The organism is Caulobacter sp. DWR1-3-2b1 (assembly GCF_049895765.1).
In the GTDB taxonomy this organism is placed as follows: Bacteria; Pseudomonadota; Alphaproteobacteria; order Caulobacterales; family Caulobacteraceae; genus Caulobacter.
On sequence record NZ_JAFCSZ010000034.1, the window covers coordinates 1 to 22,764 of the forward strand.

Genomic DNA, 22,764 nt, shown 5'->3' on the forward strand with positions numbered 1-22,764 from the left:
GCGACGCAGCGGGTGGATCGCGTCTTCGGGCATCACTCGTCTCCTGTCTCGAGGAGGACGTGGCCGACCCACGCTCCTCTTCAAACAGGAGAACCCCGCCGCTCATCTTCGACGAACAATCACCCATCCCGCGCTAGCGGGTTAGTACTCTGGCCAGAAACAGCCGCTGGCCCCCTTGACCCATACCGACCGACTGGTATGTATTAAGCTATGTCCAGACCGACTAAAGCATCCCCCGAGCGCGGGACTGCGAGGCTTCGCCTTCTGGAAGCCGCGCGAGACCTCATCCGTGAAAAGGGTTTTGCGGCCACCACAGTCGACGATCTTTGCAGAGTGGCGGCTGTCACCAAGGGAGCGTTCTTCCATCAGTTTGAGAACAAGGACGCGCTGGGTGTCGCCGCAGCCGAGTTCTGGGCGGCCACAACAACCGCCTTCTTCGCGGCGGCGCCGTACCATGAGCCGTCCGATCCTCTGGATCGCATACTCGCTTATGTCGCGTTCCGCAAAGCGATCATCGCGGGCGAACTGGCCGAGGTTACTTGCCTAGTCGGCACGATGGCGCAGGAGGTTTACGCAAGTTCACCCGCCATCCGCGACGCCTGCGGTCGCAGCATCTTCGGACACGCGGCAACGCTGGTGCGCGACATTGAAGACGCGCGACGGGCGCACGGTATCCAGGCCAGTTGGACCGCCGAAAGTCTTGCTCGACACACGCAGGCTGTCCTCCAAGGCGGGTTCGTACTCGCCAAGGCAGCGGATACCACGGAGCTGGCGCGCGAAAGTCTCGACCATCTCGACCGGTATATCCGGCAACTTTTCCACATTGCGGAGGACCGGGTATGATGAGAGGGCCCATGGATATCGGCTGCGAGTGCGAGGAGACTCGTCTCCAAGTTACGGGGCCACCTATCATCGTCACAGAATGCATGTGCGATAGTTGCAGGGCCGCCGCCGCGCGGCTCGCAAAGCTGCCAGGCGCGAACAATATGCTCACGGCTCATTGCGCTACGCCATCGGCGCTGTACCGCAAGGATCGGGTCCGGATCATCTCGGGAGCTGGACATCTAGGCGAATTCCGGCTCACCGCCGACGCTGGAACCCGCCGTGTGATCGCTACTTGCTGCAATACGCCCATCTTCATGGAAATGAAGGGCGCGCACTGGCTGGACTTATACCTGCACCTCTGGCCTGAGACCCTGCGCCCCCGTGCTGTTGTGCGAACCATGGTCGGCGATCTTCCCGATCCCTCGGTGCTGCCGGTCGACATGCCCAATCTGAAGGCTCAATCGATGGCGTTCTACGCGAAGCTGCTGTGGGCGTGGATCGCCATGGGCTTTCAAAGTCCGAAAATCGCCGCCGCGGAGAGGATCAATGTCTGACAAGATCGAGATCGAAAACATCAACACGCCGGGGCGCACCCAAAGGGTTGATCGCGCGAAATACCTGGCAATGCGCGAATCGCTACTCGCCATTCTCCCGAGCGACGCTCCTGGCATCACAGTCCCTCAGGCCAGGGAGACCCTTCTGCCGCTCCTCCCCGAGACCCTCTTCCCGCACGGAGCGACCGCGGGATGGTGGCTGAAGGCAGTCCAGCTTGATCTGGAAGCAAAGGGCGTCATCAAGCGCGCGCCAATCAAACCGGTCCATCTTCACAAAGACTAGGTGAACGCATCGGGCGGGACAGTCAGGCGTAGGCCGACAGGCATGTGGTTGCCATTCGATATGCCAGCTTCGTTACGCCACTCACTGCCTCCTTGTCGTGGCCGCTTTCAACCGGACGGTGGTGACTGGCCCCGGGATCGACAGCGACTCTGACGAGAGCGAAGGTCATCCTTCACATCACCGGCCAGAGTCTGCTTCTGTTGAGGGTTTCGGATGCTGGCCCATGCACGAGCTCTGCAGCCGACGCTGAGGGCCGGCTTCTGAAAGCCTTCAGGGGAGGAAGCCGCGGTCAGTACGCCGGGCGTGTCAGGCTATGGCGATAGCGGTTGTCGCTGCGGTGCTGACGATGGCCCAATAGGTTTGAGCGGTGGCCACGAAGAGCCCCAAACGTCCAACATGTCGGTCCCTGAGCGGTGTGAGGCGCCGGCATTGGCGGCGGCTGGACGGCTCTTGAGGCGCGGCTGAACGCGAGGCGCAGCGGGTCCTGCGCCAAGGCTGAGGGCGATGGCGGGCATGGGGGGCGGACGATCGTCGCGGCCGGGCTCATGAGCTGTCACACCACAGTGGCGCGAGCGGTCGAGCGCGCCAGGCGCCGCCGCGGCCGATGACCTCGATGATGCGTACGGCGCCGCCGCACGGGCAGGCCCGGGCGGGCGCGGCCTTGGACTCATTGGGCTCGGCTGGGTCCTCGTGAACGGCCGCCGGTTGCGGCGTTTGCTTCAGGATCAGGGCGCGCAGGTTCTCCAAGGGCACGGCGTTGGGACCCTTGGCCAGCAGGCCGTAGTGGCGGATGCGGTGGAAGCCGGACGGCAGCACGTGGATCAGGAACCGCCGGATGAACTCGGCCGGCGACAGGGCCATGGTCGCCATCTTCACTGCGCCGGTGGCGGGGTCGGCGCGGCGATAATCCTTCCAGCGAAAGCCCACGGTCTGGTCGTCCATAGTGACCAGGCGGCTGCTGGAGATGGAGACGCGGTGAGTGTAGCGGGACAGATAGGCCAGCACTGCGGCCGGCCCGCCGAACGGCGGCTTGGCGTAAACGCACCATTCAGCGCGACGCAGCGGCGCCAGGTACGTGGCAAGAGCCTCTGGCGCCGCCAGCGATGTGAGGTCGCCGAAGAAGCTCAGACGCCCGCGCGCGTGAGCGTCGGTGAGCTTCTCCAGAAAGAGCCGTCTGAAGAACCGCGACAATACCCGCACGGGCAGGAAGAAGCCTTTGCGACAGGCGATCCAGCGCTCGCCGTCCGGCGACAGCCCGCCGCCGGGGACGATGCAGTGAACATGGGGATGATGGGTCAGGGCCGAGCCCCAGGTGTGAAGCACGGCGATCAGGCCCAGCCGGGCGCCCAGACGCTTGGGATCGGCGGCGATGGTCTGCAGGGTCTGGGCGGCGGCCTTGAACAGCAGGTCATAGACCACGGCCTTGTTCTGAAAGGCGATGGCGGCGAGCTGAGCGGGCAGGGTGAAGACGACATGGAAGTAGGGCGCCGGCAGCAGGTCAGCCTGGCGTTCAGCCAGCCAGACCCTGGCCGCCGAGCCCTGGCACTTAGGGCAGTGGCGGTTGCGGCAGGAGTTGTAGCTCACCGCCAGGCGCTGGCAGTCGTCGCAGCGCGCGACATGGCCGCCCAGCTCGGCGGTGCGACAGGCCTCGATGGCCGACATGGCCTTGAGCTGACCAAGGCTCAGATGTCCGGCCTGGGCGCGGCGATAGGCCGGGCCATGGGCGCGGAAGATGTCGGCCACCTCCAGAGGTGGCCGGGACATGGCGCGGGCTCAGGCCAACGCTCAGGCCGGGGGCGGCCGCAGCAGCGACAGCGGACTCTTGACCGCGCCCAGGGTCTTGATCGCCACGCGGGTGTAGCGGGCCGTGGTGTCCAGCTTCTTGTGACCCAGCAGCGCCTGGATCACCCGCACGTCGGTCTTGCGCTCCAGCAGGTGCGTGGCGAACGAGTGGCGCAGGGTGTGCATCGACACCCGCTTGTCCAGGCCGGCCGTCTTGGCCGCGGCCTTGCAAACTCGGTCGAGCTTGCGGGTCGTGATCGGCTGACCAGGATCGCGACCCGGGAACAGCCAGCCCATGGGCCGGGCCGAGCGCCACCAGCGGCGCAGCAGCTCCAGCAGGTCAGGGGCCAGCATCACATAGCGGTCCTTGCGACCCTTGCCCTGTTCGACGCGGATCAGCATGCGGGCGCTGTCGATGTCGCCGACCTTCAGGTGGGTGATCTCCGAGACCCGCAGGCCGCAGCCATAGGCGACGCTGAGGGCAGCCTTGTGCTTGAGACTGGGCGCGCAGTGCAGCAGCAGCGCCACCTCTTCAGGGCTGAGCACCTCGGGCAGTCGGTCTTCCTTGCGCACCCTCGCCAGGCGCTCGCCATAGCCCTGCCGACCCAGGGTGATCTTGAAGAAGAACCGCAGTGCCGAGACGGCGGCGTTCATCTGGCCTGGCGAGACGCCCTGGGTGGCCAGGTGCAGCTGGTATCGTCGCAGGTCCTCAGGCTGGGCCTGGCCGGGCGAGCGGCCCAGGAACCGAGCGAAGTCGGCGACCACGCGTACATAGTCGCGCTGGGTCTTCTCTCCGAACTGACGGATGGACATGTCTTCGATCATCCGCTGACGAAGCGGGGTCGTGGGTGCAGAGCTCATCGGGGATCGCCTGTCTGCAGGGTTGACCCCTGATCTTCAGACAGGACGGGCGGAGCACCGCCACTTCAGGCTCATCTACCGCGCCGGCGCCGGTCACCCATGCCGCGCGAGCGGCTTAGTCCTCTGGCCGCCACTCGGACCGCCTCGCCCAGGCAGTCGGCGCAAGGGACGCGGGCACTCGGGTGACTGCACGACGGATACGTGCGTTCATGTCGTATGCCGAACGATACCCTCTCCTCAGCTTGGCCCCTCGGCACGGGCGAAATGGCCGGCAAAGTTCGCGCTTTGGATTGGTCGGGCACGCCTCTTGGACCGTCCTCCGGCTGGCCGCAGAGCCTGAGAACGGCGGTTGAGCTGCTGATAGAAACTCCGCATGCGGCTTACCTCGCCTGGGGCGCGGACCTGACCTCGATCTATAATGACGGTTACGTGCCGATCTTGGAGGGGCGTCACGCCGACGGCCTTGGTCGGGCTTACGCGGAGCTATGGCCCGAAATCTGGGATGAGTTCCGCCCAGTCGTCGAAGCCATTTGGCGCGGTGAGCCGCAGTACTTCGTCGATCGCCCCGTGCCATTGGCTGACAGGCCTGGACGGCCGATGAGTTGGTTTACCTTCTCCTGGACCCCGTTGCGCGACGGCGACGGGGCCGTGGCCGGGTTCTTTTGCATCGCAACAGAAGTTACCGATCAAGTGCTGGCCAGGGTAGCCTTGAGGGAAAGCGAGGAGCGGTTCCAGGCTCTGGTCAATCAAGCACCCTTGGGCGTCTATCTAGTCGACAGCGACCTGGTGATCCGAAACGTCAACCCGGTCGCGCTTCCCGTGTTCGGCGACATCCCCGGCGGGCCGGTCGGCCGGGACTTCGCCGACGTCATCCATAGGCTCTGGGACGAGGACTACGCCAAGGAAGTCGTCAGTATCTTCCGGCAGACGCTGGAGACTGGCGAGTCCTACGTTACACCAGAGCGCGCGGAACATCGCAGCGACCGCGACATCATCGAATACTACGAATGGCGCCTGGACCGTATCCGACTATCCGGCGGTCGATACGGTGTGGTGTGCTATTTCCGAGACATCTCGGCGCAGGTCACGGCCCGCAAAGAGATCGAGACGGCCCGAAAGCTCGCGGATGAGAGCGAGGCACGACAGGCCTTCCTGCTAAAGCTCAGTGATGCGCTGCGAGCGGAACCAAGCGCCGAAGCCGTTGCGAACCGGTCACTCGGGATGCTGATGGAGCGGATGCAGCTGGATCGCTGCTACGTCGGGATCTACCGGCTGGCGGAGGACATTGGCGAGTTTCCTCATCAGATGCACGACGACTGTCTGAGCCCGTTGCCCGCGCAGGTGCGCTTGTCCGATTTTCCTGAAGCTCTCCAAGTTGCCGTTGATCAGACGCTGGTGATCGATGATGTTATGCAGATGGAAGGCCTTTCGGACAACGACAAGGCCCGTTTCAACGGCCTGGGTATGCGGGGACTGATCAGCGCGCCCCTCCGCAGGAGCGAGAAGTCTCCGCTTTGGGCGATTGTAGCCGTCTCAACCTGCCCTCGGTTCTGGACGCAGGGTGAAGTCTCGCTTGTTGAAGAGGTCGCCGAGCGCACCTGGGCGTCAGTCGAGCGCGCGCGCGCAGAAGGGGCGCTGCAAGAGAGCGAGGCGCGTCTGGCGGCCGCACTCGAGAGCGTGCCTGTTGGGATTGCAGTCATCGATCCCGCGGGCAAGAGCGTGCTCTCCAACGCCGGGTGGCGCCGCTTTCTCCCGACCGGCATCCTTCCGTCGCGAGATCCCGAGCTAGCAGACCGTTGGCGCGCCTGGGATGCGCAGGGCCAGCTGCTCACGCCTCAGGACTACCCCGGAGCGCGGGCCATGCGAGGCGAGCGCGTCGTGCCCGGCCAGGAGATGCTCTACACCGACGAAGACGGGCGCGAGATCTGGACGAGTGTCGCCAGCGCGCCGATCCAGGATCACTCGGGGACAACCACGGGGCAGGTCGTCGTCATCAGCGACATCGACGGCCAGAAGCGCGCAACGCAAGCCCTGCAAAAGAGCGAGGAGCGTCTGCGTCACTTCGGCGAGGCGTCCCAGGACATCCTGTGGATGCGCGACGCAGCGACGTTCCAGTGGGAGTATCTCACCCCCGCGTTCGAGACGGTCTATGGCCTCGACCGCGAGGCCGCCCTGCGCGGCGACAACATGTCGGGCTGGCTGGATCTGGTCGTTCCCGAGGACCGGGAGCTCGCTGCCGCCAGTTTGGCGCGTGTGCGTGACGGCGAGTGGGTGACGTTCGAGTTCCGGATCCGCAGACCAGACGGCGCCGTCCGGTGGCTGCGGGACACAGATTTCCCCATTACCGATGACACCGGCAAGGTGGCGCACATCGGCGGGATCGGCCACGACATCACCGAACTGAAAGCCGTCGAGGACCAGCTGCGCCGCAGCGAGGAGCGGCTTCGGTTGGCCCAAGACGCCGCCCACGTCGGGATGTGGGACTGGGATATGGTCGCCGATGAGGTCAGCTGGTCGGACGAGCATTTCCTCCTTGAGGGCTACGCGGTTGGTGAGGTCAAGCCAAGCTACGAAGCCTGGCTTGCGCGTATTCATCCCGAGGACAAGGCTTCGGCCGATCAGGCCCTGCTGGCAGCCAGACACGAAAATCTGCCCTACAAAGACGAGTTCCGCTCCTTGCACCCTGACGGAACGACCCTCTGGCTCTCGGCGCTGGGTCGCTTTTTCTATGACGAGGGTGGCCAAGCTGTCCGCATGATCGGCACGGTGCAAGACGTCACTGAACGGCGGGAGTGGCAGGAGCGCCAGCAGGTGCTCGTCGCCGAATTGCAGCACCGCACGCGCAATCTCATCGGCGTCGTCCGGTCCATGGTCGATAAAATCGGACGGTCGAGCGCCGACTTTCCCGACTTCCGCGCACGATTCCGCGATCGATTGGAGGCGCTCGCCCGCGCCCAAGGTCTGCTGTCGCGTCTGGGGGACCACGACCGGGTCACTTTCGACGAACTGGTGAGCAGCGAGATGGCGGCCATGAACGGCAGCGCCGACCACGTGACCCTTGACGGCCCAAAGGGCGTCCGCCTTCGCTCCTCCATGGTGCAGACCCTGGCGATGGCGCTGCACGAGCTTGCCACGAATGCGATCAAATACGGCGCCTTGGGTCAGCCGCACGGCAGGCTCGCCATCACCTGGTCGGTGGAGCCGCAAGGCCCTGGCAATCAACCTTGGCTTCACGTCGATTGGCGTGAGAGCGGCGTGGCCATGCCGCCATTCGGCGAGAAGCCGCGCGGCGGCGGCCAGGGGCGCGAGCTGATCGAACGAGCCCTGCCCTATCAGCTGAGCGCCAAGACGACCTACGTGCTTGGAGCCGACGGAGTCCATTGCGCCATCTCGATCCCCATCTCGACCAGAAGACCATCACAGGAGGCGGATCATGGCTGATCGGACGTTGCAAGACTGCCGGGTCTTGGTCGTCGAGGACGACTTCATGCTGGCTGATGAAATTGTCACAGAGCTATCCGACGCGGGCGCGGTGATCATTGGCCCCGCCGGCACGATCGAGGACGCGGTCGCTCTCATCGGCTCGGAGCCTGACATTGACGGCGCGGTCCTGGATGCGAACCTTCGCGGGGAGATGGTGTTTCCGGCGGCCGACCTGCTACTGACGCGGGGGGTCCCGTTTGTCTTCACGACGGGCTACGACGCTTCGACTTTCCCGCCCCGCTACGATCACATTGTCCGCTGCGAGAAACCGACAGACATCAGGCGAGTAACATTGGCAATTGGCCGAGTGATCCACAGCTGACCCGACACGTCAGTGCCGGCTTGGCGTCGTCGGCGGTTGGGACCGCTTGGACGGCGAGGGGCCACTCATAAGTTCTCGGCACATCCGGGTTTGCGCCCGTTTTAGTGCACCTTCGGGTGTCGATATGCGCTCGGTGAACTTACCCTAGTCGCCGAATTTGCTGACTCGCATCGTGTCCTGAAGGCAGCGAACGTCCGATTCCCCGGGGGCAAGCCAAGGTCCGGTTCTGTTGAGGGTTTCGGATGCTGGCCCATGCACGAGCTCTGCAGCCGACGCTGAGGGCCGGCTTCCGAAAGCCTTCAGGGGAGGAAGCTGCGGTCTGTACGCCGGGCGTGTTCTGCAGGGTTGACCCCTGATCTTCAGACAGGACGGGCGGAGCACCGCCACTTCAGGCTCATCTACCGCGCCGGCGCCGGTCACCCATGCCGCGCGAGCGGCTTAGTCCTATGGTGCGCAGCCGCCGCGCTGAGGAGGCCTAGCTCAGTATATCGGTCGCCGGGATGCTGGCCGCTATTCCCCCTGGGAACTTCTGGACCTGAGTGAAGACCTGCGACATCCAGCCTCACCCCCAGCAATCAAGAGTTGCACCCTTTCCGCTCATTCGCTCGTTCTTGGACTAAACTCTACTAGAGCTTGCGCTCATCCAAGATAAAGGGGGGAGCCGTCCTGACTGCTGAGATCCAACCGGAGGCGAATGGGCAATCTGTTCACCGCCGGTCGGTATGTTGCGAGCGCGCATCAAGCTGCAGGGGTGACGAGATGAAAGCCAGCAAGGCTCCGGGGCATAGATGGCGTCATGTCGGTGGAAGCGTTGCCCGTCATGGGGCTGAAATCGCTCTGCTGGCGCTGCTACTGTTGACCGTGGTCGTAATTGGCTTCCAGCGGGAGATCTTCGGCCGCGACATTCTGATCTCTCAGGCCACGGTGGGGCAGTTCCTCTATAGTGGCTACGCGGACCAGGCCAGCGGCGGCGCTTCGACGCTCGAAGACGCCGATAAGCCTCTGCGCTTCACCTGCGCCTTGAGACCTGGCGTGCCCAACATGTTCTGCGGTTACGAGGTGGCCTTCGACGGATATGGGACCCATCCCGGGTTGGACCTCCGTAACCTGAATAGTCTCGAGCTTGAATTTGAGTATAGCGGACCTGCCTCGACGGCCCGGTTGGGTTTGAAGAACCGCGATGACCGGTACTCTAAGTTAGAAGACCGCTCGACAAACAAAGTCAACAAGGTGGATTTCAGCCTGAGGCAAGGGCGCCAAACGCTGGTCTTCCACTCAGAGGACTTCAGCGTCGCTGAATGGTGGTTGGCGGGCAAGAATCTTCCGCCAGAGTTGTCGAGACGTCAGCTCGACAACGTTGTTGGACTTGAAGTCTCGACCGGACCGACGGCTGCGCCTGGAAATTATGCGTTTCGTCTCAATTCCATCAAGCTCCGGCGTTCTGCGATCACGCCTGCGCGACTCTATCAGAGCATCCTCGTCGTGTGGGGCGCGGTGCTGCTGCTTTACATGCTGAATCACTTCCGCAGGGCCAGACAGGATACTGCCGTGCTGCAGCTAGCCAAGGCTGCGGCCGAGCGAGCCAGCCGGGCCAAGTCAGACTTCTTGGCCAGTATGAGCCATGAGCTGAGGACGCCCCTGAATGCAGTATTGGGCTATGCCCAATTGCTACTGCGCGCCGATCTTCCGGCCGCCCATCTGGAGCCGGTTCGAACGATCCATCGGAGCGGAAACCATCTACTCTCCCTGATCACCGACCTGCTCGACCTTTCCAAGATCGAAGCGGGCAAGATGGAATTGCATCCCGCGCCGACCGATGTGCAGGCATTGGTCGCCGGCGTAGGCGAGATGATTGGGGTACGGGCCGAAGAGAAGGGGCTCAAATTCAACTGCCTGATCGACGACGACGTCGTCAGCGCAGTCCAGGCCGACGAGAAGCGCCTGCGTCAGATCCTTCTGAACCTACTGTCTAACGCAGTGAAATTCACCGAGGAGGGAAGGGTGTCGCTGGTGGTGAGCCAGTTGCGACGCACTGGCCAGAGCGCAACCCTCCGCTTTGAGGTCCAGGACAGCGGTCCTGGCATTGCTGAGCACGAGCTGGAGCTGATTTTCCGCCGCTTCGAGCAGGTGGGCGCCGTCGGCGGCCATGAGGGCGGTACGGGGCTTGGGCTGACGATCAGCCGGCAGTTCGCTCATCTGATGGGCTCCAACATCCAGGTGCACAGCCGCGTCGGGCAGGGCACGAGTTTCTGGTTCGAGGCGACATTTCCGCTGGCCGAACGTCCCGCAACGCCTGGCAGGTTGGCGTTCGAGCAGGTCCGTGGATATTCCGGCGCCCGCCGTCGCGTGCTCGTGGTGGACGACAACAGCGACAGCCGTAACGTTCTCCGCGACTTGCTAACTCAGCTTGGGTTTGAAGTTTCCATCGCAGCCAATGGCGTCGAGGCCCTGCAGCAGGCACAGGCGGCATCGCCCGACTTGATCCTGATGGACCTGAAGATGCCCGTGCTGGACGGGCTGCAAACAACGGCCATGCTGCGCATGATGGACTCGTTGAAGGGCGTCGCCATATTGGCGAACTCAGCAGACAGCCTCGAGCATGCCGAGGCCAGTGCGCTCGGGGCCGGAGCCGACGCCTTCATAAGCAAGCCCATCGACAATTCCGAGCTGCTGGAAGCTGTAGGGCGGCTGCTGAAGCTTGAGTGGAGGTTAGAGAACGGTCAGTTGGGAACCCCGTCGTCGCCTGCTGGCGTGGGCGAGCCCATGGCAGGACCCGCCCACCAGAAGACGGTTGAGACCGTCGCGGCGGACGAGCCTCTGCGTATCCTCCTCGCCGAGGACAATCCCGCCAACCAGCAACTCATCAGCGCCATGCTGGAGGGCGCCGGCTTTGACCTGACAATAGTGCCCAACGGCGCTGCAGCCCTCGGCGCCTTTGAAGGCGACGAGTTTGATCTGGTGCTTATGGATGTTCGGATGCCGGAGTTGAACGGCATCGAAGCGACCCGGGCCATGCGACGTCAGGAACAGGCCGACGGCCGATCGCGCACGCCGATCATCGCTCTGTCGGCGGACGCGGCGAGCGAGTTTCTGGTCGAGTATCGCAGAGCGGGCATGGACGGGCATCTCGACAAGCCCATACGGCTCGAGGAACTGTTTGGACTACTCCAGCGCGTTGCAGACCGAGACTTTCAGAATCCTGCAGTTGCTGTCTGACTACAGGAAGACGATGGGGTCGCCAAATCTTAAGCGCGTAGCTTTCGACTGGTCTGAACAATATTCGCTGCTGGTCCACATACCATAAGCCCAGCCGACGCCGGCGCCACGAGCGCGGGGTTACCCCTGCTCGTCAATCTCAAGATCTATGTCGCGCACCGACCAGGGCCTTCCGGATCGGCTTTGAGCGGGGTTCATCAGTCACACGCTCGGACCCAGACTGGTAAGAAGGTCATCCAAAGCCTCGAACTGCTCGGGCCACGCGCCCGGGTTTCCGGAGGCGATGGCGCCATCGAACGCTTCCCTTAAGGCACGGCGGCTTGGTTCAACCGGGCGGTCGAGATGGGGATGTTGGCCGTGGAGACAGTGGTGCGGATTCGCCGTGAGTATGCGGCGGGCAAACCGATCAAGGCGATTTGTCGGGATCTGAGGCTGTCGAGGAAGGTCGTGCGCAAGGCGATCCGGGCGGAGGAAGGCGCGTTCAGCTATCAGCGGACGACGCAGCCGTTTCCGAAGATTGGGCCGGTGCGCGAACGGCTTGAGCAGCTTCTGGCGGAGAACGAGACGCGGTCCCGGCGCGAGCGGTTGCGACTGGCGCGGGTCTGGGACCTGTTGGTCCAGGAGGGCTACGACGGCTCCTACGACTCGGTGCGGCGTTATGCGGCCCGCTGGCGTGAGGAGACCAAGGCGGCGCCCGGCGACGGCGGGACGGCGTTCGTGCCGCTGACGTTCGCGCCGGGCGAGGCGTTCCAGTTCGACTTCAGTCATGAGGACGTGGAGGTCGCCGGCCAGCCGATGCGGGTGAAGGCGGCCCATGTTCGGCTCTGCGCATCGCGTGCAGTCTACGTCAGGGTTTATCCGCGCGAGACCCAGGAGATGGTGTTTGACGCCCATGCCCGGGCGTTCGCTTTCTTCGGCGGGGTCCCCACGCGGGGCATCTACGACAACATGAAGACGGCGGCGCGAGCCGCCAGCGCCCCAGCCGATCACCACCTGCGAGGCGCTGGTCCTGCGTCATCCGCCCATCGCCGACTGCGCCCGCTACGACCTGCTGCGAGGTCCCCGTGCAGCGGCATGAGATGATCCAAGCCTTCGCCCAACTGGGTCTGAAGGGCATGGCCGGGGCCTTCGACGAGACCGTCACCACAGGCCTTCAGCGCAACCGCACGGCCATGGAGATCCTGGCCGACCTGCCCAAGGCCGAGACCAACCATCGCCAGGCCGCCTCCATCCTCTATCGCCTGACCGCCGCCAAGCTGCCGGTGATGAAGGATCTGGCGGCGTTCAGCTTCGAGGGCTCGCCGATCAATGAGGGCTTGGTCCGTTCGCTATACGACGGCGCCTTCCTGGCCAACCATCGCAACATCGTCCTGGTCGGCGGCACAGGCACCGGCAAGACCCACCTGGCCATCGCCATCGCCATCACCGCCAACGTCGTGCGGGCTGGCGCGCGCGGTCGCTACTTCAACACCGTCGATCTGGTGAACCGGCTCGAGGACGAGGCCCGGCGGGGCAAGGCCGGAGCCCTGGCGGCCCAGCTCTCGCGCCTGGACCTCGTGGTCCTCGACGAGCAGGGCTACCTGCCGTTCGCCCAGTCCGGCGGTCAGCGCCTGTTCCATCTGGTCAGCAAGCTCTACGAGCGCACCTCGGTGATCATCACCACCAACCTGACCTTCGGAGAATGGCCCACCGTCTTCGGCGACGCCAAGATGACCACGGCGCTGCTCGACCGTCTGACCCATCACTGCGACATCGTCGAGACCGGCAACGACAGCTGGCGGCGCAGAAACCGGGCCTGATTGCCGCGCCCCGCTTCATCCACAACTTGTTCAACCTCCCCCCAGACTCCCCTCCGAGCAGCTGATCGATCAGTGGCTCACCCCGCGTCGATGCTCTGCGCTGGCTGAGAGCTAGGCGCATCGCCGCTCGGAAGCCGGATAGGGGGGCCCTGTTCGGCGCCTATAGGGGGTCCCGATTGGGCGCCGTTTGACATGGGTGTGCCCGCCAAGCTTACGGAAGCCTCCGAGGACTTCATTCCGTTTCATGCTTGCGAGACGCTCCCGTGGCGATTTGCCGGTCTTGCAAAGTCATAGTCACTCTGGCCACCCGAACCCGTCACCCCCACTTGAGGTTGATCGTGGCTCAGCGTTCCCTGCGTCCAAATTTTCCGATTTAGCAGCATGGTGATGGGCAACATGTCAGCCGCGCGGCGAGTACCGATCCCGCTGACGGCGGATGATCACCACCTGGCCGGCATGAAGCCGTCTTCAGCCAGGACGATTGATCCACGCGCCGTCGAGCACCAGACGCACCTTGATGGCCAGTTGGTCGATAATGAAAGGCTTGGAGATCAGGGCGACGCCGGGATCGAGGACCCCGTTGTGGACCACGGCGTTTTTCGTGAAGCCTGTCGTGTAGAGCACCTTTAGGTCGGGGCGTGTTTCCCGGGCCCGGTCGGCGAGCTGGCGGCCATTCATGTCCGGCATGACGATGTCAGTGAACAGCAGATCGACGCGCGGCGTCACCGCCAGGACAGCCAACGCCTGGGAGGCGTCGCCCGCCTGGACGACGGTGTAGCCAAAGTCGCGCAGGGCCTCGACCGACAGGAAGCGGATCTTCTCGTCGTCTTCGACCACCAGGATCACCTCGCCGGTCTTGGCCTGGGCGGACTCCGCACTAATCACGGGCGCCTCAGCATCCAGGTCGGTCTCGGCGCCGACGAGACGCGGCAGATAAAGCTTCACCGTCGTCCCGATACCTGGCTCGGAATAGATCTTCACATGGCCGCCTGACTGTTTGACGAAGCCATGCACCTGGGAAAGGCCCAGCCCCGTGCCCTTCCCGACGCCCTTGGTGGTGAAGAACGGGTCGAACACGCGGTCGATGACGTCGTCGGGCATTCCGACGCCGGTGTCGGTCACCGAGAGCAGCACATATTGGCCGGCGACGGCTTCCGCATTGGCTGAGGCATAGGCGTCGTCGAGGTGCGCGTTCGAGGTCTCCACCGTCAGCCGGCCGCCTTCGGTCATGGCGTCGCGGGCATTGATCACCAGGTTCAGGATCGCGTTCTCTAGCTGGCTTGGGTCAATGAATGCGGGCCACAGGCCGCCCGCCAGCACGGTCTCGATCCGCAGATGCTCGCCAATGGTGTGACGCAGCATCTCCGACATCCCGCCCGCCAGCTTGTTGACGTCGAGAGACCTGGGTTCCAGCGGCAACTGTCGTGAGAAGGCCAGCAGCCGCGCGGTGAGCAGGGCGGCGCGATGGGCGCCGTCCAGGGCGTTGTCGATACAGACCAGGGCGCGGGTCCGATCGGTGTCGAGGCGGCGCTTGGCGATGTCGAGCGAGCCGATGACGATCGACAGCATGTTATTGAAGTCGTGGGCGATGCCGCCGGTCAGCTGACCGATGCTCTCCATCTTCTGCATCTGCCGGACCTGGGCCTCAGCCGCTTCGCGGGTCTCCAGTTCCCCTTTCAAAGCAGCGTTCGCGGCGCCGAGCTCCGCCGTTCGCTCCCGGACCTGTTCTTCAAGGTGGTTCGCAGCGCCGGCGAGGGCCTTGGTGCTGGCCTCGAGAGCGTCCCGCTGGACCTGGATTTGACGGCGCTGTTGGTGGAGGTCGAAGAAGACGTCGGCCTTGCTGCGAAGGATATCCACCTCGATCGGCTTCTCAATGAAATCGACCGCCCCGGCCTCGTAGCCGCGGAAGCGGCGCTTGGTATCCGCGGTCCCGGCCGTGAGGAAAATGATCGGGATGTGCCGTGCGCGTTCGTTTCCGCGCATGAACTCAGCCAACTGGAATCCGTCAATTCCGGGCATCTGCACGTCGAGCAGGGCCAAGGCCACGTCATGCTTCAACAGGATTTCCAGGGCTTCCTCGCCGGAGCGCGCCTTGAGGAAGGCAAGGCCGTCGCGCTGGAGCAGAGCTTCCAGCGACACAAGGTTCTCCTCGAGGTCATCGACGATCAGGAAGTTTATCGATTCATTCATGCCGCTCACGAGGTCCCTAGGCCAACAAGGTAGGCGGCTATTGCGTCTAACGACATGGGCCGCGCCTCCGCGCACAATTTGAGCGCGGCGGTCGGCATCGTCGGCGCGAAGGCGGTCGCGGGGTCCTCGACCACGGTGACGCCCCCGACGGCGGCAACTGCCCGCAGACCTGCGGCGCCGTCCTCGTTCGCGCCCGTCAGGATCACGCCGACCAGGCCGGCGCCAAAGGCGTCCGCAGCACTCTCGAACAGCACATCGATCGAGGGACGCGAATAGTGCACCGGCTCGTCCGCCGAAAGCGATACGACCCGGTCTGCCTCCACCAGCAGGTGATAGTCGGAGGGTCCGAAGTAGACAAAACCCGGAAGGATCGGCTCCTTGTCCTCAGCCTCTTTGACCACCACACGGCACTTGGCCTGGAACAACGGCGCAAGCAGGTCTGAGCCATCGGTCGGGATGTGGACCACGACCAGCACGGGGATGGGATAGTCGGCCGGCAAGGCCGGCAGAATGCAGGACAGGGCCTGGATGGCCCCTGCCGACGCGCCGATGACAACGGCGCTCGCCCGATCTCCGCTCATAGGTCCCGCCGCTGGTAAATCTTCTCCTCACGGACGAACTCGGTGAATGCGTCGGCGTGGTCGGAGAAGCGCAGGCTCTCCTTCGAGCCCAGGCCCAGGAAGCCCTTGCGGGCGAGGGAGTCACGGAAAAGCCCCAACGCCCGGCCCTGTAAAAATCGGTCGAAATAGATCAGCACGTTGCGACAAGAGACAAGCTGAACCTCGGCGAAGACCGCGTCGGTGACCAGGCTGTGATCGGAGAAGACTACACGGCTGCGCAAGGTCTTGTCGAACACCGCGCGACCGTGGGCGGTGGTGTAGTAGTCGGAGAGCGACGACTTGCCACCTGACTTCTGATGGTTCTCGGTGAACAGCTTGATGCGGTCCAGAGCGTAGACGCCACTGGCGGCGGCCTCGAGCGCGCCCGGGTTGATATCGGTGGCGTAGAAGAGCGTGCGATCCAGAAGTCCCTCTTCGTGAAACAGGATCGCGAACGAATGCAGTTCTTCGCCGCTGCTGCACCCTGCGATCCACACCTTGAGAGACGGATAGGTTCGAAGATGTGGCACGACCTTCTCGCGGATCGCGCGGAAGTAACTGGGATCACGGAACATCTCGCTGACCTGAACGGTCAGGTAGTCAAGCAGGCGGGGGACCATGGCCCGATCGTGCAGCACCGCGTCCTGCAGGGCTGAGAAGCTGTGGAAGCCGAGCTGCGGGCAGGCCTGCTTCAACCGCCGTTTGATGGACGCCCGCGCGTAGTTTCGGAAGTCGTAATGGTAGCGTCGGAAAAGCGCCTCCAGAAGGAGGTGAATCTCGATGTCCTCGACGCTGTCACCCACCTCTGTCACTAGCGCGGCATCCACACGCGCACGAGGGAGAGCAGCTTGTCCACGTCGAGGGGCTTAGCCATGTAGTCGTTAGCGCCGGCCGCGAGGCAACGCTCCTGGTCGTCCGGCATGGCCTTGGCGGTCAGCATGATGATCGGCAGCTTGGCCCAGCGTGGGTCGAGGCGGACGCGACGGGTGGCGTCCAGCCCGTCCATGACCGGCATCATCACGTCCATGAGGACAAGGTCGACGGGGCTGGAATCTTTCGCCCGCTGCGCGAGGGTGTCCAGGGCTTCCTGGCCGTTGCGGGCGATTTCCACGATCGCGCCCCGCGGTTCCAGAATGTTGGTCAAGGAATAGACATTGCGGACGTCGTCCTCGACGATGAGGATCCGCCGGCCCTCCAGTACCGCGTCGCGGTTGCGGGCCTGGTGGATCATCTTCTGCTGCTCGGCGGGCAGTTCGGAAACCACTTGGTGCAGGAAGAGAGAGACCTCGTCCAGCAGGCGCTCGGGCGACTTGGCGCTCTTGATGATGATGGAGCTCGAGTAGCGGCGGAGATTCTGCTCGTCCTCAGCCGTGAGGTCGCGGCCGGTGTAGACGATGACCGGCGGAAACGCGTAGTCGCCCTCCTTGCTCAGGGCCTCCAGCAGGGAAAAACCCGATGCGTCCGGCAGGGAGAGGTCGAGGACCATGCAGTCGAAGGTCTGCTTCTTCAGCAGGCGCAGGCATTCGGCGGCCGTGCCGGCGCTCACGGTCTCCACGTCTCCGGAACTCAAGAGCTTGCCCACCGCGTCGCGCTGCACCGGGTCGTCCTCCACGATCAGAACCCGGCGCACGGTGCGGGTGAACTGAGCCTTTAGGGTTTGGAGGACCTCAGCCAGGTCCTCGCGACTAACCGGCTTGACCAAGTAACCGACGGCGCCGAGGGACAGGGCGGTCTGGGTGTGGTCGGTGGCGGAGACCACGTGGATAGGGATGTGACGGGTCTCGTCGTCGCACTTCAGGCGGTCGAGCACCGCAAGGCCCGACTGATCCGGCAGGCCGACATCCAGCACGATGGCGCTGGGCTTGTAGCGCTTGGCCAGATCCAAAGCCTGTTCAGCATTTCCTGCCAACAGGCACTGGAAACCCGTCTCGCGAGCGAGGTCGCGGACGATGCCGGCGAAGGTCTGATCGTCCTCCACCACCAGCAGGATGCGGCGAGTGCTTTCCAGATGCTCGCGGTCATCGTCCACGGCGAACGCCGGGGCGGCGGGCCGGGAGGGCGGCGCGGGCTGGCCGGCCGCACCGGACAGGGGCACGGGCTCCGGCCGAAGGGCGACGTTGGACGGATCGTAAGCCAGCGGGATGGTGACGGTGAAGGTCGAGCCCTTGCCCGGCTTACTCTTGAGCGCGATGGAGCCGCCGAGCAGGCGCGCCAATTCCTGGGAGATCGATAGACCCAGCCCCGTACCGCCATATTTGCGGTTGATGGTGCCGTCGGCTTGGCGGAAGGCCTCGAAGATGGCCTGGTGCTGCACGGACGAGACGCCAATGCCGGTATCGGCCACGGCGAGGGAGAGGCGGTCGCCTGCCCGGGCGATGCGCAGAGTCACGCCCCCTTGTTCGGTGAACTTGAAGGCATTGGAGAGTAGGTTCTTGAGGATCTGCTCCAGCCGCTGGCGGTCGGTGGTGATCGCGGGCGGGCCGCCATCAGCGATGTCGATCGCGAAGTTCAGGCCGCGCTCGCCCGCCACTGGATCGAAGGTCTGTCGCAGGTCTGCAGCAAGCCGCGTCAAGGATACGGTCTCGGGACGAACCTCGATGTACCCGGCTTCGATCTTCGACAGATCGAGGATGTCGTTGATGAGATTGAGCAGATCGTTGCCCGACGACTGGATGGTGCGGGCGAACTGGACCTGTTCGTCCGAGAGATTGCGCTGAGGGTTGTCGCCGAGCAGCTTGGACAGGATCAACAGCGAGTTGAGCGGCGTGCGCAACTCATGGGACATGTTGGCCAGGAAGTCCGACTTGTAGCGGCTGGCTTGCTCCAACTCCCGCGCCTTCAGCTCCACGGTCGCGCCGGTGCGGGCCAGGTCGTCGCGCTGGACCTCGAGCTTCTGGGCCTGTTCCTCGAGCTGGGTGTTGGTCTGTTCGAGCTCGACCTGCTGCTGCTCCAATTGGACCTGATGTTCCTTCAGGGCGCGGCCCTGCTCCTCCAACTCCTCGTTGGAGACGCGCAGCTCCTCGCTCTGGACCTGTAGCTCCTCGGCCTGGCGCTGGGCCTCCTCGAGGAGGTTCTGCAACTCGGTCCGGTAGCGCGCCGAGCGAAGTGCTACGCCCACCGGCGCAGCGACCTGTTCCAGGAACACCTCGATGCGCTCGTCCACGGGGTGCAGGAAGCCGAGCTCGATGACTGCGTTGACCACCCCATCGGCGTTGAACGGCGCGATGGCAAGATGGCGCGGCTTATCCCGTCCGAATGCCGAGCCCACGGTAAGGTAGCCCTCGGGGACGTCGTGCAGGATGACAGGCCGGCCGTCGGCGGCGACGCGCCCAAGGAGCCCTTCCCGCGTTGCAAAGCTCTTGGGTATGTCGGCGTCCCCCGGGACGCCCAGTTGGGCGGCCCGCTCGAAATTGTCGCCTTCGCCCTTGAAGAGCACGCCCGCCTGGGCCCCGAGGTACGGGGTCAGGAAGTCCAGGACGCTCTCGCCGAGCTGCTGAACGGTTTTGTCCCCGAGCATGGCCGTGCTCAGGCCCACTTGTCCGGCCTGCAACCACGCCTGCCGCTGACGAGCACTCGCCGCCCTGTGGACCAGAACCCCCATCACCAGCGTCAGCGCCATGCCTAGCAGCGCTGCAAAGACGCCGCTGGCAATCGCCGTGCGGGCCGCGACCTGCATTTCCGCGAGACTCGCCACGCGCAGCCGTGCTTCCTCCTGCCTCATGATGCCGAGCTGCGCCCGGATGGCATCCATTTCTACCTTGCCGCGATCGGTGTTCACCTCAGCCAGGGCGGCCGTGGCGCCCTGGCTGCGACGCAGATCGATGGTTTTCTTCAGCATGGCGAGCCTGGCTTCGACATGGGCTTTGAGCTTGTCCAGCTCGGTCTGCTGGAGGGTCAGCGTGGCGATAGCGCTGAGCGCCGAATCGACCTTCGAGACCGCATCATCGTACGGCTGAAGGTATTTCTCTTTGCCGGTAAGAAGGAAACCACGCTGCCCCGTCTCTGCGTCCAGCATCGTGGAGAGGAGTGTGTCGAGAGCGACGATGACGTCATGCGTATGCGCGATTTTCTTGCTATCGGCCTTCAAAAGCTGGACGTTGGAGAAGGAGACAGCGCCGCTGATTAGGAAGAACAACAGGGCCGCAATCACGCCAAGTGCGGTCCAGAGCCCCGTCCTTGATGCAGTGGTCGAGGCGCTGCGGAATTTGTCCTGCGGCATTTTGCTCTCAAAATTTGGGAACGAAGAGTGTCGACGTCTTCTTCAGTTCTAGCTGATCAAGTGTGGCCACTTAATACTGTCGTCGACCGGGGCGGAACAGTTGTTCGATGTATTCAGCCAACGCTACGATCGTTACTCCAACCTACGGAGCCGCAGCGAAAGAGCAGAGGCCGTCTCTGGCTAGCCAGAATTGAGCTCGACACGATCCAGATAGCTGGATAATTCGCCCACCCACTTGCGCGATGCGTCGGTGTCGGCGCCCCCGGCCGCCTGCTCCAGGCCGGCGCTGATGTCAGTGATGGTCTGAAAGCCATAGCTTCGACAAGATCACCGGCGACCAGGGGCTTCTGGCCCATATCCTCCAAAATCCACTCAGCGTTTTGCCGAATGAAAATCTCATCCTCGACGATGAGTATTATGGCCATCCGAATGCTATCGGCGCTGAATCTGACAATGCCCCCCTTTGCCGCACCTCAGAAAAATGCCGCGCTTCGGCGCGTTGTTGACTTCAACATGAAGCCAAAGTCGGTCAGGCGCTTGGGTCGGCCACGGCGTGGATGCGCGGCGGCCCAAAGCCGAGCCAGGCTGAGCTTGCGGTGATCAAGTTTGGAATGGCCCGCTATCAGCTCTTCAGGCGTTGCACCGGCCTCCAGCATGGCGACCAGGCCATAGATAGGAATGCGCGTGCCTTTGAACACCGGTTCACCAGCCAGCGTATCCTTGTCGATTTGGATGATTTGTTCGGCCTCTTCCAAGTCTCGCACTCGCTCCGCTACCTGGCGACGGGCTTCCCCGATATCGACCAGAAGCAGATCATCAGCATTGATCCGCTTGGCATCGGGCTTGGCGGCCACCTCTCGAAACAGTCCTTGCCGGCGCTCGACCGGCAATCGGCCGACAAGTCCGTGCTCCAGGCGCAGACACACGAGATGGGTGGGCGTCAGGTAGCGGCTCGTCCGGCGACCTGCCGCTGCCGGTCGAACGATATCGACGATGTGTTTGTCGATGGCGTTGTTGACCGCCTTCAACGCCAAGCCACTGACGGCGGCTGCTTCCGCTGGCGTGTAGAGGCGAGTTGGATCATGCATAATGTATCTCCACACAGAGAATAATAATCTCGCGTCGCCCAAATGGCAACAGGAGGCTGGGGGAGCCGCGTCCGAGCGGCTCAGCTGCCGCAAGATCCTCAGTCATTGGCCCTAAAAGTCATCTATTCCGGCTCCGTCGGCGCCCGCTTAAGGGCCAAGCATGGGCGAGCTGCTGCCGAAAATTGGACGCGGCTCGATCCGACGTCGGCCTCAATGCGGCGGGTGCCCCGCGCAAGACGGCGGACATCCACTGGGTCAAACCGATCTTGGTCGCCAACGTCGAGATTGCCGAGTGGACCAACAGCGGCAAGCTTCGCCAGGCCGGCTACAAGCGCTTTGCGCGGAGACAAGGATCCTTGCGAGGTCGTGTTCGAAACCCTCGACTAACTCACGTAGCCCGGAGCCAGACACCAAACTCCGGGCCCGTATATCGCCGGCGGCCCTCTTGGAGGAGTTCCAGCGCCCGGAGGCGGATGACGCGCTCGTCTTCGTCTATCGTTCCTTCCAAGCCGGCCCGGATTGGCGCGATCGCGTCGCTGATCGCGCCCTCGTCGATCCACGGGATCAATTCGATAATGACGGTTTCGGACGACAATATGCGTTACTGTAGATCGTCCATGAACTGACCCTCAGAGGCTGACCCGAAATGAAGTTGGGTGATTTCAGGCACTTGTGATTCTGTTGGAGGTGCGAACCAACAACGGAATTTGACATGTGGACCGAAACCACCCGACGCAAGCAGGCCCGAAAGGGCCTGTGGTATTCAAGCGATCTGACGGATTGGGAGTGGGCGGTTCTGGAGCCGCTGGTCCCGGGGCGGTCTCGGCTTGGACGGCCGGCGAAGTGGTCGTTGCGGACGATAACCAACGCCCTGCTGTATGTTTTACGCAGCGGCCTGCCGTGGCGGATGCTGCCGGGAGACTTCCCGCCGGTGACGACGGTTCAGCGCTATTTCTACGTTTGGCGCGACAAGGGGCTCTGGCAGACCATCAATCATCTGTTGCTGATGGCCTGCCGGGAGGCAGCGCTGGGCGAGGCCTCGCCCAGCGCCGGAGTGATCGACAGCCAGAGCGTCAAAACCACCGAAAGCGGTGGGTCTTGCGGCTATGACGCAGGCAAGAAGATCAAAGGCCGCAAGCGCCACATCCTCACCGACACCGGTGGTTTGCTGGTCACAGCCCGGGTCCATACAGCCGATATCCAGAACCGTGACGGCGCGCCTGACGTCCTGACCTCGATCCGCGCCAGCTTCCCCTGGCTGCGCCAGGTCTTCGCCAACGGCGGCTACGCCGGCGACAAGCTGCGACACGCCATGGCCGGACGCGGCGACTGGAAGATCGAGATCATCAAACGATCCGACACCGCCAAGGGCTTCGTGCTGCTGCCCCGCCGATGGGTCGTGGAGCGCACCTTCGCCTGGCTCGGCCGAAACCGACGCCTGGCCAAGGACTTCGAGAAGACCCTCGACAGCTCAACGGCATGGCTCTTCATGGCATCGGTCCAGCTCATGACCCGAAGGCTCGCAACCCTCTGATCACAATCA

16 protein-coding genes and 2 pseudogenes are annotated in these 22,764 nt (G+C 63.8%); 10 read left to right on the plus strand and 8 right to left on the minus strand.

Annotated features, from left to right (window positions below; translation table 11 throughout):
* The first annotated feature begins 210 nt into the window (after positions 1 to 210).
* Genes ACP69S_RS19595 through ACP69S_RS19605 form a run of 3 tightly spaced genes read left to right on the plus strand, consistent with a single transcriptional unit; the run spans position 211 to position 1,662 of the window.
* Positions 211 to 843, plus strand: a complete 633-nt coding sequence (locus ACP69S_RS19595; RefSeq protein WP_426000113.1) for a TetR/AcrR family transcriptional regulator — start codon at positions 211 to 213, stop codon at positions 841 to 843.
* Positions 844 to 854: 11 nt separating this feature from the next.
* On the plus strand, positions 855 to 1,379 hold the full coding sequence (locus ACP69S_RS19600) for a GFA family protein (protein ID WP_426000117.1): 525 nt from the start codon (positions 855 to 857) through the stop codon (positions 1,377 to 1,379).
* Positions 1,372 to 1,662 (plus strand): DUF6958 family protein, encoded by a 291-nt coding sequence (locus tag ACP69S_RS19605; protein ID WP_426000119.1) that lies wholly within the window; start codon positions 1,372 to 1,374, stop codon positions 1,660 to 1,662. Before ACP69S_RS19600 ends, ACP69S_RS19605 begins: the two co-directional genes overlap by 8 nt.
* 543 nt (positions 1,663 to 2,205) lie before the next feature.
* Here the strand turns inward: ACP69S_RS19605 and ACP69S_RS19610 are convergent.
* Together ACP69S_RS19610 and ACP69S_RS19615 are read right to left on the minus strand one after the other, a co-directional pair.
* On the minus strand, positions 2,206 to 3,426 hold the full coding sequence (locus ACP69S_RS19610; RefSeq protein WP_426000121.1) for an IS91 family transposase: 1,221 nt from the start codon (positions 3,424 to 3,426) through the stop codon (positions 2,206 to 2,208).
* Positions 3,427 to 3,447: 21 nt separating this feature from the next.
* On the minus strand, positions 3,448 to 4,305 hold the full coding sequence (locus ACP69S_RS19615; RefSeq protein ID WP_426000123.1) for a tyrosine-type recombinase/integrase: 858 nt from the start codon (positions 4,303 to 4,305) through the stop codon (positions 3,448 to 3,450).
* A 264-nt stretch (positions 4,306 to 4,569) separates the two neighbouring features.
* Here ACP69S_RS19615 and ACP69S_RS19620 point away from each other — a divergent pair, with 264 nt between their 5' ends.
* From ACP69S_RS19620 to istB, 5 genes and pseudogenes are all read left to right on the plus strand, one after another.
* Positions 4,570 to 7,746, plus strand: coding sequence for a PAS domain S-box protein (locus ACP69S_RS19620; protein WP_426000124.1), 3,177 nt, complete (start codon positions 4,570 to 4,572; stop codon positions 7,744 to 7,746).
* Positions 7,739 to 8,110, plus strand: a complete 372-nt coding sequence (locus ACP69S_RS19625; protein WP_426000125.1) for a response regulator — start codon at positions 7,739 to 7,741, stop codon at positions 8,108 to 8,110. The genes ACP69S_RS19620 and ACP69S_RS19625 overlap by 8 nt, the downstream gene beginning before the upstream one ends.
* Before the next feature lie 759 nt (positions 8,111 to 8,869).
* Complete coding sequence (locus ACP69S_RS19630) at positions 8,870 to 11,326, plus strand: response regulator (protein ID WP_426000127.1); 2,457 nt, start codon at positions 8,870 to 8,872, stop codon at positions 11,324 to 11,326.
* 348 nt (positions 11,327 to 11,674) lie between these two features.
* A pseudogene (gene istA / locus ACP69S_RS19635) lies at positions 11,675 to 12,400 on the plus strand (IS21 family transposase); the annotation flags it as partial.
* Entirely contained in the window at positions 12,391 to 13,125 is a 735-nt protein-coding gene (gene istB / locus ACP69S_RS19640) for an IS21-like element helper ATPase IstB (protein WP_426000129.1), read from the plus strand. The pseudogene istA and the gene istB, both read left to right, overlap by 10 nt.
* 468 nt (positions 13,126 to 13,593) lie before the next feature.
* Here the strand turns inward: istB and ACP69S_RS19645 are convergent, their stop codons facing one another.
* The 5 genes from ACP69S_RS19645 to ACP69S_RS19665 all read right to left on the minus strand — a co-directional run bounded on the left by ACP69S_RS19645 (position 13,594) and on the right by ACP69S_RS19665 (position 21,221).
* Complete coding sequence (locus tag ACP69S_RS19645; protein WP_426000131.1) at positions 13,594 to 15,315, minus strand: response regulator; 1,722 nt, start codon at positions 15,313 to 15,315, stop codon at positions 13,594 to 13,596.
* Between the two features lie 5 nt (positions 15,316 to 15,320).
* Positions 15,321 to 15,896 carry a chemotaxis protein CheB gene (locus ACP69S_RS19650; RefSeq protein WP_426000132.1) on the minus strand — a complete coding sequence of 192 codons (576 nt, stop codon included), beginning with the start codon at positions 15,894 to 15,896 and terminating at the stop codon, positions 15,321 to 15,323.
* The gene (locus tag ACP69S_RS19655) at positions 15,893 to 16,726 is read right to left on the minus strand and encodes a CheR family methyltransferase (protein WP_426000134.1); all 834 of its coding nucleotides are present in this window, start codon (positions 16,724 to 16,726) and stop codon (positions 15,893 to 15,895) included. Before ACP69S_RS19655 ends, ACP69S_RS19650 begins: the two co-directional genes overlap by 4 nt.
* Positions 16,726 to 20,133, minus strand: a complete 3,408-nt coding sequence (locus ACP69S_RS19660) for a response regulator (RefSeq protein WP_426000136.1) — start codon at positions 20,131 to 20,133, stop codon at positions 16,726 to 16,728. Before ACP69S_RS19660 ends, ACP69S_RS19655 begins: the two co-directional genes overlap by 1 nt.
* 473 nt (positions 20,134 to 20,606) lie before the next feature.
* Entirely contained in the window at positions 20,607 to 21,221 is a 615-nt protein-coding gene (locus ACP69S_RS19665; protein WP_426000137.1) for a DUF433 domain-containing protein, read from the minus strand.
* A gap of 182 nt (positions 21,222 to 21,403) precedes the next feature.
* On the opposite strand from ACP69S_RS19665, the pseudogene ACP69S_RS19670 reads away from it, so the two are divergent.
* A pseudogene (locus ACP69S_RS19670) lies at positions 21,404 to 21,547 on the plus strand (non-homologous end-joining DNA ligase); the annotation flags it as partial.
* Between the two features lie 62 nt (positions 21,548 to 21,609).
* On the opposite strand, the gene ACP69S_RS19675 reads toward ACP69S_RS19670, so the two are convergent.
* Positions 21,610 to 21,816 carry a hypothetical protein gene (locus ACP69S_RS19675; RefSeq protein WP_426000160.1) on the minus strand — a complete coding sequence of 69 codons (207 nt, stop codon included), beginning with the start codon at positions 21,814 to 21,816 and terminating at the stop codon, positions 21,610 to 21,612.
* A gap of 117 nt (positions 21,817 to 21,933) precedes the next feature.
* Between ACP69S_RS19675 and ACP69S_RS19680 the strand changes: the two genes are divergently transcribed.
* Positions 21,934 to 22,755 (plus strand): IS5 family transposase, encoded by an 822-nt coding sequence (locus ACP69S_RS19680; RefSeq protein WP_426000139.1) that lies wholly within the window; start codon positions 21,934 to 21,936, stop codon positions 22,753 to 22,755.
* Positions 22,756 to 22,764: the final 9 nt, after the last annotated feature.

Bases quoted from the DNA above. Each gene is read 5' to 3' on its own strand.
- ACP69S_RS19595 (WP_426000113.1), top strand. From the start codon at position 211: ATGTCCAGACCGACTAAAGCATCCCCCGAGCGCGGGACTGCGAGGCTT.
- ACP69S_RS19600 (WP_426000117.1), top strand. From the start codon at position 855: ATGGATATCGGCTGCGAGTGCGAGGAGACTCGTCTCCAAGTTACGGGG.
- ACP69S_RS19605 (WP_426000119.1), top strand. From the start codon at position 1,372: ATGTCTGACAAGATCGAGATCGAAAACATCAACACGCCGGGGCGCACC.
- ACP69S_RS19610 (WP_426000121.1), bottom strand. From the start codon at position 3,426: ATGTCCCGGCCACCTCTGGAGGTGGCCGACATCTTCCGCGCCCATGGC.
- ACP69S_RS19615 (WP_426000123.1), bottom strand. From the start codon at position 4,305: ATGAGCTCTGCACCCACGACCCCGCTTCGTCAGCGGATGATCGAAGAC.
- ACP69S_RS19620 (WP_426000124.1), top strand. From the start codon at position 4,570: ATGGCCGGCAAAGTTCGCGCTTTGGATTGGTCGGGCACGCCTCTTGGA.
- ACP69S_RS19625 (WP_426000125.1), top strand. From the start codon at position 7,739: ATGGCTGATCGGACGTTGCAAGACTGCCGGGTCTTGGTCGTCGAGGAC.
- ACP69S_RS19630 (WP_426000127.1), top strand. From the start codon at position 8,870: ATGAAAGCCAGCAAGGCTCCGGGGCATAGATGGCGTCATGTCGGTGGA.
- ACP69S_RS19645 (WP_426000131.1), bottom strand. From the start codon at position 15,315: ATGAATGAATCGATAAACTTCCTGATCGTCGATGACCTCGAGGAGAAC.
- ACP69S_RS19650 (WP_426000132.1), bottom strand. From the start codon at position 15,896: ATGAGCGGAGATCGGGCGAGCGCCGTTGTCATCGGCGCGTCGGCAGGG.
- ACP69S_RS19660 (WP_426000136.1), bottom strand. From the start codon at position 20,133: ATGCCGCAGGACAAATTCCGCAGCGCCTCGACCACTGCATCAAGGACG.
- ACP69S_RS19665 (WP_426000137.1), bottom strand. From the start codon at position 21,221: ATGCATGATCCAACTCGCCTCTACACGCCAGCGGAAGCAGCCGCCGTC.
- ACP69S_RS19680 (WP_426000139.1), top strand. From the start codon at position 21,934: ATGTGGACCGAAACCACCCGACGCAAGCAGGCCCGAAAGGGCCTGTGG.